The following is a 12,553-nucleotide window of genomic DNA, read 5'->3' on the forward strand; positions in this document are numbered from 1 at the left end:
CATGCATAAAACAAGAACCTGAAGCGCGTCGCTGGTCGAACGCGACGCGCTTTAAGCTGCACCAGCATTGCCACAGCCGCCGGTCGCTTGCGGGCGGGCTGTGGCGGTGGCAGATTGCGGCCGAAACCATCGAACAGGGTGAATATGGTCTCCAAACGCCTCAGCCGCGAAGTCGGTCATCGCCGCAAGTTCCTGGCGATCATCGACGACACGCCCGAATGCGAGCGCGCCGTCGCCTACGCCTCGAAGCGGGCGCAGAGCACGGGCGGCGTACTGGTGCTGCTCTATGTCATCGAGCCGGATGATTTCCAGCACTGGCTGGGTGTCGAGAAGATCATGCGCGAGGAGGCGACCGCCACGGCGCGTGCCGCACTCGACAGCTACGCCAACAAGGTGCGTCAGAAGCTCGGCATCGAGCCGGAACTGGTGGTGCGCGAGGGCAAGCCGACCGAAGAGATCCACAAGCTGATCGAGGAAGACCAGGACATTGCCATCCTGGTGCTGGCGGCAGGCGCCGGCAAGGAAGGGCCTGGGCCGCTGGTCGGCGCGGTCGCCGGCAAGGGCGCCGCCTTTCCGATTCCCGTCACGGTGGTGCCGCAGAACCTGTCGGACGAGGAGATCGACAGCCTCGCCTGAGATGTGCTGATATTCAGGTGAGGCCGGCCTGCAAGTGGCGGCTTCCTGCGCTTCCGGTGCTCACGTACCAAAAGTACGCTCCGCTCCGGTTCTCGGAAACCACCATTTTCGGCTCGGCCTGACCTGAATCTCAACACATCTCCAATCGTTTCAGCGAACTAGCAAAACATTCCGCCAGCCAGCCGTTCCCCCCGATGCCTTTCGCTTGAATGTCGGGCGGATAAAGCCTAATTAGAATTATTCCAAACTAGCTGCCCGAAACGGGCACGGAGACGGCCATGTTCATCCAGACCGAGTCGACGCCAAACCCGGCGACGCTGAAATTCCTGCCCGGCAAGGAAGTGCTGCAAGAAGGCACCGCCGATTTCCGCGATGCCGATAGCGCCGCGACGGCTTCGCCGCTCGCCGGCCGGCTGTTCGAAATCCCCGGCGTCACCGGCGTCTTCTTCGGCTATGATTTCATCACCGTGACCAAGGACGGCCCCGACTGGCAGCATCTGAAGCCGGCTATCCTCGGCGCCATCATGGAGCATTTCATGTCCGGCGCCCCGGTGATGGCCAAGGCCGGCCCCGCCGCCGAGACCAGCCAGACCGGCGAATTCTACGACAAGGCCGACGAGGAGCTGGTCGTCACCATCAAGGAGCTGCTCGACACGCGGGTGCGCCCGGCGGTGGCCCAGGATGGCGGCGACATCACCTTCCGCGGCTTCGAGAACGGCACCGTGTTCCTGCACATGAAGGGCGCCTGCGCCGGCTGCCCGTCGTCGACGGCGACGCTGAAGCACGGCATCCAGAACCTGCTCCGGCACTTTGTGCCGGAAGTGCAGCATGTCGAACAGGTCTCCTGACGCGACGTTCCATCGTCAACATGGATAGACAACAAAAAACCGGGCCAAAGTGCCCGGTTTTCTGTTTGCGACGTCTGTGTTGTTGCCTAGACGGTCCGCGTATAAGGGTTTTATATCACAATGACCTTGGCGCCGACCGAGGTGCGGTCGTAGAGGTCGATAATGTCCTGGTTCATCAGCCGGATGCAGCCCGATGACATCGCCTTGCCGATCGAATTCCATTCCGGGCTGCCATGCAGGCGATAACCCATGTCGCCACCCTTGTTGAACAGGTACATAGCGCGCGCGCCGAGCGGGTTCTTCAACCCCGGCTCCATGCCACCGGCAAACTTGGCCAGTTCCGGCTGGCGCTTGATCATCTGCGAAGGCGGTGTCCAGGTCGGCCATTCGCGCTTCAGTGCGATATGGGCGGTGCCGTGCCATTCGAAACCCTCACGGCCGACGCCGATGCCGTAGCGCATCGCTTCGCCGTCGCCCATGACGAAATAGAGGAACTTGTTCTGCGTATCGACGATAATGGTGCCCGGCTTTTCCCTGGTGTCGTAGTCGACGATCTGCCGGCGGTATTTGAACGGCACCTTTTCGATCGGAACGCGCGGCAAATGATAGCCGGCGTCGGTCACCGCGCCGTAGTTGTTGGTGAAGATCTGCGAGCCGATGGTGCTGCAACCGGCGACAGCCGTCGACAGCGCCAGGGCCGCGACGATTGCAAGTGACTTCATGCGCATGAAAAGGTCCGATGCCTGCCCAAACAACAGCGGCTCGAGTCGGCCGCTTTTTTCATCTTCATTCATGCTGGCATTTGCTTTGCTTGCCAAGCGGGCGATGCCTACATCCTTGGACTTGCGTGCTGGTAAACCTGCGACTATGGCATTTCGGCAACAGCCCCCGCAGGATTATGTTGCAAAATCAATGGGCCAGGAACAAGAACCCCGAGCCGAGGAAATCACTCATGGATGTCGGTGACGCTGCCCGGCGCTCTGGCCTGCGGCCAAGATCATCCGTTGCAACGAGGAGATCGGCCTGAGACGCGGCCGCCGCAAGGGAAAGTCCAGACAGGCCGGGTTTAATAAAGGACGCCGCGAAGCACGGTCCAAGCCAGAAGCCCGAACGTGCCGATCACCACCAATGCACCAAGGACCGTGCCGATCTTTTCAGGCAATCCATCGGGGCGACCAGGATCGTTGGCCATTCAACTATCGATCATGACGTAGGCCGCACCAAACACGGCAACGATAATTGCCCCAAGCACCGCCCAGCCTCTGATGGCCGAGCGGATTTCCTCCGGCGTCGCCGATTTCCGGTCGTCATCTTCCGTCATCTAATGCTCCTCCTAGAATCCGTGGCAGACATTGAAAGCGCAAGCTGCAACGTGCGCCGTCCGAGAGCAAGCGTTCCCCAGCCTTCGACACTCCGCAAAGCGCGGGCGGCGGTCACGATCCCGGCGGGCGGTACCGGATCGACTTCGCTTTGCCAAGCGCGTCCATCGTCTCTTCGACACTTAACAGGACGGTGGTCTCGTACGAGCTGAGCGCGCCTCCCGCACCGATGGCGAGCATGACGGATGCCATCGACACGTTGTCCGGCGCCTCCCATAGGTTCCAGCCATCGTACTCCCCGAAGGCATACCAGAACCCGTGCAGCTTTCCGCCGACCGACTCGATGTAGGAACGGGCAGCCTCGCGTCTATCCTCGGGATTATCCATCAAGCGCGCCCAGGTTTCGGGCCTGTAGCTGAATCGCGTGAGATACATCGGCATGGTTCGTCTCCTCCCAGAGCTGCCCCCACCAAGACAGTTAAGCGCCCCAATCCGGGAGAACGCGAGTCGTTTCCGAGGCGTAGTACCGCTGGCTTAGTTGCGGGGGCGCTAATAGACCTGTTTCAATGTTTTTTTCAGGGAGTAAGGTCAATGGCCGCGTATCTCATTGCTGATGTAGACATAACCGACGCCGCCGTTTTCGAGGAATACCGCCGGGACGTGCCGGCAACCGAAGCCCGCTATGGGGGGAGGTACATCGCTCGCGGCGGAGCCACCAAAGTTCTGGAGGGCGATTGGGAACCTCATCGCCTCGTCATTGTCGAATTCCCGGACATGGCGTCCCTCCTGGCATGGTACGACTCTCCAGAATACGGCCGCCTCAAAGCCATCCGCGAACGCTGCGCAAAGACGAGAATTATTGCTCTGGAGGGGATGATGCCGGTTAGCTGAGGGCCGGGTCGATGACAATGGCAAATCTAAGTTGCCATATCTGGTGCGGCCCGGCGACGGGACAGGAGCATTCTGATATGAATCAGCAAGCTTTGAACTTGCGGGCGGGAAATGACGGTCAATGATGGGAGGATGGCGCCGGAAGCACTCATTGAACGGGACCTACAAATCAATATGACCCAACACCAGATCGGCAGGCGGTGTTACAGCGTGACCTAGGGTTGTGTCATGGCGTTGAAAATGCCGGCGCCAACTATCGCACATAAGGCTGCGGCCCCAAGCCCTCCCACAATGATGCACCACCAGGCGCGGCCATTTCCCGGAAGCACGGGATTCATTTTTATCATCCGTCGCGCCAGAAGCCCCTGGTAGAGTGCATAAGAAGACCCGAAACCGGCGAGCCAAATGACGGAAAATACGACGCCCCGCGCGAGCATCCTGTTGAGCCTGGTTTGCTCGGCCGTCAAACTCGTATTCTCAGTAGCCATGCTTCGCCACCTTTGTGGTCACGCTATGACCACTCGGGCCTGCAGCGGTGAATATTAGATCAACGGCGACGCCTCGCGAAAACATAGCTCCGTCACCCGTAGGAATTGCATTGCTAACGCGAGCGGCACGCCTTGTGGAAGGGCGGGCCTTTATCGTTTCTCAAAAGGCAATTATGTACTTTACAAACGGGAAGGCCTGAAGACGCGGGTAGGTCCTTCTTCGGGGTCGATCACCAGCACAACGTTTTCTGGGTTTTGCCAAGGCAACAACATCACGTAGGCCGCAAAATCGTCTTCAGGGAAATGGTTGAAGCCACCACCGGCTACAAACATTTGCGGGTGCTTGCTGCCGCCAAAGCTATCCTCGACGCTGTTAAGTTGTTGGAAGGGGGCGCGCTCTGCCAGCCATTCCTGTATGCTCTCGAAGAGAATGGGCAGGCCGTTCGGGCTCGATAGAGCTTCAGCAGAAGACGTACAAAGCACCACACCGCTCACGACGCTCATTGTGACTCAGCCATTGCCTAACGGGCCTTCTTGCCCGTCTCCAGCCGTTCGAAAGCAGCTTCTTCGTTGTGGAAGTGTGGCTCGAAAAGGACACTCATAACCCGGATTCCTACTGTGGATTCAAGGTATCAGGCACATCGCCGTGTTTGTAAAGTGCGTAATCGCCCGCAAAAACGGTTCAAACCGTGAACAAAATCTGCCATGGTATCCTCCATGCCGATCATCTCACCTCTACCCCTCAATCCGCTCATCGACGGCCGCCAGTCGGAGCGTGCCATGCTGGTCAGGCGTGGCGTGCAGCGGCTGCTCAAGCAGATGGGCGCGCATGTCTTGCCCGAACTGTCGCTGGCCACCGGCCGGCGCGCCGATCTCGTCGCGCTGACCCGCCAGGGCGACATCTGGATCATCGAGATCAAATCCTCGATCGAGGATTTCAGGGTCGACCGCAAATGGCCGGACTACCGGCTGCATTCCGACCGGTTCTTCTTCGCCACGCATCCCGGCGTGCCTTCCGAAATCTTTCCGGAGGAATGCGGCTTCATTCTCTCCGACGGCTATGGTGCCGAGATTCTGCGCGATGCGCCCGAGCACCGCATGGCGGCGGCGACGCGCAAGGCGCTGATGCTGCGGATCGCACGCGCCGGTGCGTCGCGGCTGCTCGCGGCCGAGCTTGCCGGCGTGTCGGTGCCGGCGCTGGACGGCGAGAGCGAGTAGGGGTTTGCGCTCTCCGTACTTATAGACGTCGCGCTGCCCCTCATCCGGCTGCCGCCACCTTCTCCCCGTAAGTGACGGGGAGAAGGGAGTAAGCCGGACTGCTATTCCACGATGCGGTAGATGTTCCACAGGCTGGTGCCCGACACGACATAGGGCTCCATTTCCTTGCCCCATTTGGCGTGCGCGGCGATCTTGCCGATCCTGGCGAAGAACGCCTCCAACTGGCGAGGCTTTCGACCTGCTGGTGGGACTCGACCGTCGCTTCCCGCGCGCCGATCGATCCGGTCATGGTCTGGAACTTGAGGTCGTCGAGACCGACCTGCGTGCCGATCTCGCGTTCTCATTCTTTAACAGTTCGAGCACGGTCTGCTTGTGGCCGAACTTGGCGTCGATCTGCCATCTGGCACTGAACATCGCCGCCTCCTTATTCGTCCCAGGCCTGCACGACCGTCTGCCGTGCGATCTGGCCGTTCTTCAGCTCCAGCATCGCCGCGCAGAATACCTTGGTCCCGTCCGGATAGGAGCAGGCCTGGGTGAAGGCGAGATTGTTGCCGTCGGCGATGGTGGTGTCGACCTTGTGGGTCATCGCCCGACTGCAAATGTCGTCCCAGAACGTGGTGATCGCTGCGCGCCCGCGGATTTCGCGCGGCTTGCTCGGCGGGTTGTTGCGGTCGATCACCCGCACCAATGCGTCGTCGGCATAGAAGCTCGCCAGCAATTTTCCATCACGGCCCTCAATCGCCTTCTTGATCGCAGCGCCGTCTATCGTCTGTGTCTTGGTCAGCATTTTTTCCTCCATAGGCCCGTCTTCACCGGGCGTTCAATTGATCAGAACCGCCCGGCGCTCATAGACGGGCAGGTGGTTCACTGCGACTTCGCCTTGACGGCCGCGAACACCTCGTCGGACTGCTTCTTGAAAGTGGCGAGATCGACCTGGCTGCCGTTGAGCATCGTCGACCAGTGGCGCACGATCGCCGCCATCGCCACCGCCTCCTTGATCTCCTCGTCGCTGGCGCCATTGAGCTTGGCCGCCTGCGTGTGGAAATAGATGCAGTACTGGCAGGGGATCTGCGAGGCGACGGCGAGGCCCATCAATTCCTTGGTCTTGCCGTCGAGCGCGGTGTTCGGGTTGAGCTGCACGCCCTTGATCTCGGCCCAGGCGCCGGCAACGGCGACATCCGGCAGCGTCTTGAACATGTCCGGCACCGAGCCGAGCGTTGCCTGGATGTCCTTGTAGGCAGCGGTCGCTGAGGCGTCTTCGGCCTTGGCAGGAACGATCGCCAACAGCGCGCCAACGCCTGCCGCCAGCACCAGTGATTTGAGTGTCGACTTCAGCATTTTATTCCTCCCTTCGCAGCGCCTTCCCGGCGACATCCGCCTGGCCTGCATGGGACGAAGTGATAGCGCTTACGCATGCCTGGCCGCTTCGTCCGAAAGCGCCATGGCTCCTATGGCCCGTGCGGGCCAGCGTGCCGGGCCGAGAACGCCGCCGCCGCCGCCCGCGACGGCAGGTCCAGCTTGAGCAGAATATTGGCGACGTGGCGCTTGACGGTGTGTTCGCTCAGCCCGAGTTCGGCGGCGATCGCGGCATTGCTCTTGCCATCGGCGATGAGGTTCACCACCTCGCTTTCGCGCGCCGTCAGTGCGGCCGGCTCGGCAGCCTTGGCCTTCGGCCGGCAGGCCGGCTCCAGATGCTGTTCCGAGGTCGCCTGCACCAGCGCCAGCGGCTCATCCAGCTCGTCAAGCGCGATGCGCCCGGCGTCATTGAAATGAAGGCCTGAACCGGCGGCGAGGTCGGCGACCAGCCGCGAAGCGAGGATGTCGCCGCGCCCGGCATGCGCGGCAAGCTGCATCGTCACGCGCGCCGTCAACCCCGTCGGCGGCCCACGCAACTCGACCTCGCCGACATGCACGCCCTGCGCGCTGGCGATGCCGATCTCCTGCGCCGCATCGCGCAGCGCCGCCGCGCAGCGTACGGCCCGCGCCGGGCCGTCGAAGCGCGCCATCATCAGCTCGCCATGCGTGCCGGCCGGGCGGCCGCCATGGCGCCCGACCAGCAGCCGCCATGTTTCCTGAAAACGCTGGGTGCGCTCGCTCCATATGCGGTCGCCAAGCCGCGCCGTGTCGTAGATCCGGGTGACCAGCAGTGCAGCCAGCACGCGCTCGGCCTCGGCAACGGCGCGCGCGCCGGTCAGGAACTCCTCGATCAGATCGGCCACCCGATCGACATCGCCGGTCCAGATCGGATGGTCGCGCCCGGCCACCTCGACCAGCCGCGAATTCGGGATCTTCCTTGCCAGGAAGCGGCTGGCCTCCGGGTCGACGCGCGCATCGTTGCGGCGATGGATGAGCAGCGTCGGTGCGCTGATCGCCGCCAGCACGCCGCGCACGTCGATAGCTGCATTCATGCGGGCCAGGGCGATTGCCGCGGTCGGGCTCGCCGACAGCCGCTCGAAGCGCGCCCACCATGTGGCGAAACGCGGATCGTCGACGCGGCCGGGCGCGAAATGCGGCAGGGTGGCGCCGGTGCCCCATGCGGTCTCCGCCGTCGCGATGAACGCCTCAAGGCGTTCCGGCGGCATCACCCATTTGTGGAAATGCGCATAGCCGCCATAAAGCGCCAGCGCCCGCGTCCGCTCCGGGTAGGTGGCGGCGAACAGCATTGCCATCGGCGCGCCTTCCGAAGCGCCGAGCAAGGCGGCGCGGCCGCTGCCGGTCGCATCCATCACCGCGCGCACATCGTCCATGCGGGTTTCGAGGCTGGGCAGGTGGTGGACATCGACGCGGTCGGACAGACCGGTGCCGCGCTTGTCGAACAGGATCAGCCGTGAGAACGCGGAAAGCCGCTTCAACAGCCGGGTGTAGCCCTCGTCTTCCCAGTGCAGGTCGAGATTGGAAATGAAACCCGGCACGAAGACGAGATCGAGCGATCCCTGGCCGACCACCTGATAGGCGATCCGCACGTCGCCACTGAGCGCGTATCGAGTTTCGATCGGCCTCACGAGTTGCCCGCCCGACCCGACGATTTCCTGTCGCCGATCATAGCAGAGGCGCGTAGCTTGCGGCAGATGAAACCTTAGAGCGAGTGAATATAGGCCCGCGGCGCCTACTTCTGTGACGCGGCGGTCGTCTCGGTGTTCGCTCCGCCAGCGCTGAAACCTGCGCCCTCCGGCGCGCCCGGCCGCTTGATCCTGGGCGCGGCCGCGACGACAAGTTCGTTGAACCCTTCGCCGCCGCTGTCCAGCATCTCGAACAATTGCCGGCGCATCCTCGGCTCCCAGAACTTGTTGATGTGCTCGGCGACGCCGGCAATGCCTTGCTCGCGCGGCTTTGAGTGGAAAAAGGCGGCGATCTGGTTGGCCATGCGAACCAGCTTTTCGCTGGTGCTCATGAGGTGGCCTTCGTCATGCGACATGCTTGGCAACTCCGGAAACCACGCGGTCAGGATGGGTGAAAATATCGAAATCGTCGCCGCGCACCAGCGCCACCAGCGTCATGCCGGAATCGTCTGCGGTGCGGATGGCAAGTGCGGTCGGCGCCGAGACGGCAATGATGACGGCCGAGCCGATCGCCGCGGTCTTCTGCACCATCTCGACCGAAACGCGCGACGTGACGACGACCGCACCGTTGGCGCCGTCGATACCGGCTTTGGCCAGCGCGCCGGCCAGCTTGTCCAGCGCGTTATGGCGGCCGACATCCTCGCGCGCCATGACGATGCCCTTGCCGGGAAGGTAAAAACCGGCGGCGTGGACGGCACCGGTCTCGGCGTGCAGCGGCTGCAGCTTCGACAAAAGCTTGACCGAGCGGACGATGTCATTGGCCTGAAGTGTAAGTTGCGACGCACCGACCGGGTTTACCGAGCGCATTGCCTCCTCGATGGATTCGATGCCGCACAGCCCGCAGCCGACCGGCCCGGCGAGCCTGCGCCGCCGCGCTTCGAAGCGGGTGTTGGCCTGGTCCTTCAGCCGGATCTGGATATCGATGCCGGCGCCGTGATCCTCGACCTCGATCGCTTCGATTTCGTCCGGCGAGGCAATGATGCCTTCGGTCAGCGAGAAGCCGAGCGCGAAATCCTCGAAATCAGCCGGGCTTGCCATCATCACCGCATGCGTGGTGCCGGCAAAGGAGAACGCCACCGGCGTCTCTTCCGGCACCATGCGGTTGGCGGCCGCAGTGCCGCCGGCGCGGCGCGCGAGACGCGAGATCTGCGAAATGGCTTTGCGGCGCGCGGTCAAGGACTACTCCGCCGCTTCCAACTTCGCGATGCGGCGGCTTTGCTTTGCCTGCTCGTCATAGTCGCGCTGCCATTCCGACGGGCCGTTGGATGCACCCACCTGCACCGCGGTCACCTTGTATTCCGGGCAGTTGGTCGCCCAGTCGGAGAAGTCGGTGGTGATGACGTTGGCCTGGGTGTCGGGATGGTGGAAGGTCGTATAGACGACGCCCGGCGACACCCGCTCGGTGATCAGCGCGCGCAGCGTCGTCTCGCCGGAGCGGCTGGTCAGCCGCACCCAGTCGCCGTCGCGCAGGCCGCGATTTTCGGCATCGTGCGGATGGATCTCCAGCCGGTCCTCGCTATGCCAGACCACATTGTCGGTGCGCCGGGTCTGCGCGCCGACATTGTATTGCGACAGGATGCGGCCGGTGGTCAGCAGCAGCGGGAAGCGCGGTCCGGTCCTTTCGTCGGTCGCGACGTATTCGGTGCGGATGAACTTGCCCTTGCCGCGCACGAAGCCGCCGATATGCATGATCGGCGTGCCTTCCGGCGACTTCTCGTTGCAGGGCCACTGCACCGAGCCCACCCGGTCGAGAAGGTCGAAGGAAACGCCGGCGAAACTTGGTGTTGTCTTGGCGATCTCGTCCATGATCTGGGACGGATGCGTGTAGTTCCAGCCGAGGCCGAGCGCCTTGGCGAGCTCCTGCGTCGCTTCCCAGTCGGCATAGCCGCATTTCGGCTCCATCACCTTGCGCACCATGTTGATGCGGCGCTCGGCATTGGTGAAGGTGCCGTCCTTCTCGAGGAACGTCGAGCCGGGCAGGAACACATGCGCGTAGTTGGCCGTCTCGTTGAGGAAGAGGTCGTGCACGACGACGCATTCCATCGCGGCGAGACCGGCGGCGACATGCTTGGTGTCGGGGTCCGACTGCAGGATGTCCTCGCCCTGCACATAGAGCCCCTTGAACGAGCCGTCGACGGCGGCGTCCAGCATATTGGGGATGCGCAGGCCGGGCTCGTCGTCGAGCTTGACGCCCCACAGGCTCTCATAGATGGCGCGCACCGCGTCGCCTGAAATGTGGCGATAGCCGGGAAGCTCGTGCGGGAACGAGCCCATGTCGCAGGAGCCCTGCACATTGTTCTGGCCGCGCAGCGGATTCACGCCGACGCCCGGCCGGCCGATATTGCCGGTCGCCATGGCGAGGTTGGCAATGGCGATGACGGTGGTCGAGCCCTGGCTGTGCTCGGTCACGCCGAGGCCGTAATAGATCGCGCCGTTGCCGCCGCGGGCGTAGAGCCGCGCCGCGCCGCGTATGTCGTCGGGATCGACATTGGCAAGCTGGCCGACCACTTCCGGGCTGTTTTCCGGCAGCGCCACGAACGATGCCCAGTCCTGGAACTCGTCCCAGTCGCAGCGCTCGCGGATGAACGCCTCGTCGAACAGGCCTTCGGTGACGATGACATGGGCAAGCGCGGTCAGCATGGCGACGTTGGTGCCCGGCTTCAGCGGCAGATGGAACTGAGCTTCGACATGGGCCGAGCGCACGATGTCGGTGCGGCGCGGATCGAGCACGATCAGCCTGGCGCCCTGGCGCATGCGCTTTTTCATGCGCGAAGCGAACACCGGATGCGCATCGGTCGGATTGGCGCCGATCAGCAGGATCACGTCCGTCTGCTCGATCGAATCGAAGTCCTGCGTGCCGGCGGAGGTGCCGAAGGTCTGGCCGAGACCATAGCCGGTCGGCGAATGGCAGACGCGGGCGCAGGTATCGACATTGTTGTTGCGGAAGCCCTGCCGGACAAGCTTCTGGACGAGGTAGGTCTCCTCGTTGGTGCAGCGCGAGGAGGTGATGCCGCCGATCGAGGTGCGGCCGTACTGGTATTGGATGCGGCGGAATTCATTCGCCGTGTGGGTGAGCGCCTCTTCCCACGACACTTCGCGCCACGGATCACTGACCCGCTCGCGGATCATCGGCTTCAGGATCCGGTCCTTGTGCGTCGCATAGCCATAGGCGAAGCGGCCCTTGACGCAGGAGTGGCCGTGGTTGGCCTTGCCTGCCTTGTAGGGCATCATGCGGATGACCTCGTCGCCCTTGACCTCGGCCTTGAACGAACAGCCGACGCCGCAATAGGCGCAGGTGGTGACGGTCGAGCGCTCGGGCAGGCCTTTCGCCAGCACGGTCTTTTCCCTCAGCGCATCGGTCGGGCAGGCCTGCACGCAGGCCCCGCACGACACGCATTCGGAATCGACGAACGCCTCGTGCATGCCGGCCGAGACCCTGGATTCGAAGCCGCGGCCCTCGATGGTCAGCGCGAAGGTGCCCTGCACCTCCTCACAGGCGCGCACGCAGCGCGAGCAGACGATGCACTGCGTCGGATCGTAGGTGAAATACGGGTTCGATTCATCGCGGGCGATGTAATCGATGGTCAGCGAGCCATGGCCGGGCGCCACGCCGTTTTCCTGCTTGACGTGGTTGCGGCCGTCCACGCCAAAGCGGTTCTCGATCAGGCCGACCGTCCTGACGATCTTGTCGAACTCGCTGGCGCCAGTGCCGGCCTTCTCGCCCCACGCCGCAGGATGGTCGGAGACGTAGAGTTCCATCACGCCGCGGCGAATGGCGTCTAGCCGATCGCTCTGCGTATGCACGACCATGCCTTCGCCGACCGGCGTCGTGCACGAGGCCGGCGTGCCGCCGCGCCCGTCGATCTCGACGAGGCAGACCCGGCAGGAGCCGAACGAGTCCAGCATGTCGGTTGCGCACAGTTTCGGGATTTCGACGCCGGCTTCCATCGAAGCGCGCATGATCGAGGTACCGGCCGGCACCGTTATCGACTTGCCGTCGACGGTCAGCGTCACTTGCTGCTCGGCTTCAGAGGCAGGTGTGCCGTAGTCGATTTCTTGGACCAGCGATTTGATGTCGAATGCCGCGTTCATGC

Annotated in this window: 15 protein-coding genes; 4 read left to right on the forward strand and 11 right to left on the reverse strand. The window is 63.2% G+C overall.

Going from position 1 to position 12,553, the window contains the following annotated elements; genetic code table 11:
• Nucleotides 1–144: 144 nt before the first annotated feature.
• Nucleotides 145–636, forward strand: coding sequence for a universal stress protein (locus NKJ55_RS02390; RefSeq protein WP_023676385.1), 492 nt, complete (start codon nt 145–147; stop codon nt 634–636).
• A gap of 278 nt (nt 637–914) precedes the next feature.
• Nucleotides 915–1,484 carry a NifU family protein gene (locus NKJ55_RS02395; RefSeq protein ID WP_023676386.1) on the forward strand — a complete coding sequence of 190 codons (570 nt, stop codon included), beginning with the start codon at nt 915–917 and terminating at the stop codon, nt 1,482–1,484.
• 110 nt (nt 1,485–1,594) lie between these two features.
• Here NKJ55_RS02395 and NKJ55_RS02400 read toward each other — a convergent pair whose 3' ends face one another.
• From NKJ55_RS02400 to NKJ55_RS02415, 4 genes are all read right to left on the reverse strand, one after another.
• Entirely contained in the window at nt 1,595–2,212 is a 618-nt protein-coding gene (locus NKJ55_RS02400) for a L,D-transpeptidase (protein WP_352448678.1), read from the reverse strand.
• Nucleotides 2,213–2,550: 338 nt separating this feature from the next.
• Nucleotides 2,551–2,676 carry a hypothetical protein gene (locus NKJ55_RS02405; protein ID WP_352448513.1) on the reverse strand — a complete coding sequence of 42 codons (126 nt, stop codon included), beginning with the start codon at nt 2,674–2,676 and terminating at the stop codon, nt 2,551–2,553.
• Entirely contained in the window at nt 2,677–2,805 is a 129-nt protein-coding gene (locus NKJ55_RS02410; RefSeq protein ID WP_302893588.1) for a hypothetical protein, read from the reverse strand.
• A 112-nt stretch (nt 2,806–2,917) separates the two neighbouring features.
• Complete coding sequence (locus NKJ55_RS02415; RefSeq protein WP_023717906.1) at nt 2,918–3,244, reverse strand: GYD domain-containing protein; 327 nt, start codon at nt 3,242–3,244, stop codon at nt 2,918–2,920.
• Nucleotides 3,245–3,394: 150 nt separating this feature from the next.
• On the opposite strand from NKJ55_RS02415, the gene NKJ55_RS02420 reads away from it, so the two are divergent.
• Complete coding sequence (locus NKJ55_RS02420) at nt 3,395–3,694, forward strand: DUF1330 domain-containing protein (RefSeq protein ID WP_023717905.1); 300 nt, start codon at nt 3,395–3,397, stop codon at nt 3,692–3,694.
• Between the two features lie 668 nt (nt 3,695–4,362).
• On the opposite strand, the gene NKJ55_RS02425 is transcribed toward NKJ55_RS02420, so the two are convergent.
• Entirely contained in the window at nt 4,363–4,686 is a 324-nt protein-coding gene (locus tag NKJ55_RS02425) for a hypothetical protein (protein ID WP_352448514.1), read from the reverse strand.
• A 213-nt stretch (nt 4,687–4,899) separates the two neighbouring features.
• Between NKJ55_RS02425 and NKJ55_RS02430 the strand changes: the two genes are divergently transcribed.
• The gene (locus NKJ55_RS02430; RefSeq protein WP_352448515.1) at nt 4,900–5,400 is read left to right on the forward strand and encodes an MmcB family DNA repair protein; all 501 of its coding nucleotides are present in this window, start codon (nt 4,900–4,902) and stop codon (nt 5,398–5,400) included.
• A gap of 424 nt (nt 5,401–5,824) precedes the next feature.
• On the opposite strand, the gene NKJ55_RS02435 is transcribed toward NKJ55_RS02430, so the two are convergent.
• From NKJ55_RS02435 to fdhF, 6 genes are all read right to left on the reverse strand, one after another.
• Nucleotides 5,825–6,187, reverse strand: a complete 363-nt coding sequence (locus tag NKJ55_RS02435) for a nuclear transport factor 2 family protein (protein WP_352448516.1) — start codon at nt 6,185–6,187, stop codon at nt 5,825–5,827.
• 77 nt (nt 6,188–6,264) lie between these two features.
• On the reverse strand, nt 6,265–6,738 hold the full coding sequence (locus tag NKJ55_RS02440; RefSeq protein ID WP_352448517.1) for a carboxymuconolactone decarboxylase family protein: 474 nt from the start codon (nt 6,736–6,738) through the stop codon (nt 6,265–6,267).
• Nucleotides 6,739–6,848: 110 nt separating this feature from the next.
• On the reverse strand, nt 6,849–8,402 hold the full coding sequence (locus NKJ55_RS02445; protein ID WP_352448518.1) for an alpha/beta fold hydrolase: 1,554 nt from the start codon (nt 8,400–8,402) through the stop codon (nt 6,849–6,851).
• 104 nt (nt 8,403–8,506) lie between these two features.
• A complete protein-coding gene (locus tag NKJ55_RS02450; RefSeq protein ID WP_352448519.1) occupies nt 8,507–8,815 on the reverse strand; it encodes a formate dehydrogenase subunit delta in 309 nt (102 codons plus the stop codon).
• Nucleotides 8,805–9,635 carry a formate dehydrogenase accessory sulfurtransferase FdhD gene (gene fdhD / locus NKJ55_RS02455; protein WP_352448520.1) on the reverse strand — a complete coding sequence of 277 codons (831 nt, stop codon included), beginning with the start codon at nt 9,633–9,635 and terminating at the stop codon, nt 8,805–8,807. Before fdhD ends, NKJ55_RS02450 begins: the two co-directional genes overlap by 11 nt.
• Before the next feature lie 3 nt (nt 9,636–9,638).
• Nucleotides 9,639–12,551 carry a formate dehydrogenase subunit alpha gene (gene fdhF / locus NKJ55_RS02460; protein WP_352448521.1) on the reverse strand — a complete coding sequence of 971 codons (2,913 nt, stop codon included), beginning with the start codon at nt 12,549–12,551 and terminating at the stop codon, nt 9,639–9,641.
• Nucleotides 12,552–12,553: the final 2 nt, after the last annotated feature.

Origin of the sequence: Mesorhizobium sp. M0106 (genome assembly GCF_040322715.1) — a bacterium.
Lineage (GTDB): Bacteria > Pseudomonadota > Alphaproteobacteria > Rhizobiales > Rhizobiaceae > Mesorhizobium.

Bases quoted from the DNA above. Each gene is read 5' to 3' on its own strand.
- NKJ55_RS02390 (WP_023676385.1), top strand. From the start codon at position 145: ATGGTCTCCAAACGCCTCAGCCGCGAAGTCGGTCATCGCCGCAAGTTC.
- NKJ55_RS02395 (WP_023676386.1), top strand. From the start codon at position 915: ATGTTCATCCAGACCGAGTCGACGCCAAACCCGGCGACGCTGAAATTC.
- NKJ55_RS02400 (WP_352448678.1), bottom strand. From the start codon at position 2,212: ATGCGCATGAAGTCACTTGCAATCGTCGCGGCCCTGGCGCTGTCGACG.
- NKJ55_RS02405 (WP_352448513.1), bottom strand. From the start codon at position 2,676: ATGGCCAACGATCCTGGTCGCCCCGATGGATTGCCTGAAAAGATCGGC.
- NKJ55_RS02410 (WP_302893588.1), bottom strand. From the start codon at position 2,805: ATGACGGAAGATGACGACCGGAAATCGGCGACGCCGGAGGAAATCCGC.
- NKJ55_RS02415 (WP_023717906.1), bottom strand. From the start codon at position 3,244: ATGCCGATGTATCTCACGCGATTCAGCTACAGGCCCGAAACCTGGGCG.
- NKJ55_RS02420 (WP_023717905.1), top strand. From the start codon at position 3,395: ATGGCCGCGTATCTCATTGCTGATGTAGACATAACCGACGCCGCCGTT.
- NKJ55_RS02425 (WP_352448514.1), bottom strand. From the start codon at position 4,686: ATGAGCGTCGTGAGCGGTGTGGTGCTTTGTACGTCTTCTGCTGAAGCT.
- NKJ55_RS02430 (WP_352448515.1), top strand. From the start codon at position 4,900: ATGCCGATCATCTCACCTCTACCCCTCAATCCGCTCATCGACGGCCGC.
- NKJ55_RS02435 (WP_352448516.1), bottom strand. From the start codon at position 6,187: ATGCTGACCAAGACACAGACGATAGACGGCGCTGCGATCAAGAAGGCG.
- NKJ55_RS02440 (WP_352448517.1), bottom strand. From the start codon at position 6,738: ATGCTGAAGTCGACACTCAAATCACTGGTGCTGGCGGCAGGCGTTGGC.
- NKJ55_RS02450 (WP_352448519.1), bottom strand. From the start codon at position 8,815: ATGTCGCATGACGAAGGCCACCTCATGAGCACCAGCGAAAAGCTGGTT.
- fdhF (WP_352448521.1), bottom strand. From the start codon at position 12,551: ATGAACGCGGCATTCGACATCAAATCGCTGGTCCAAGAAATCGACTAC.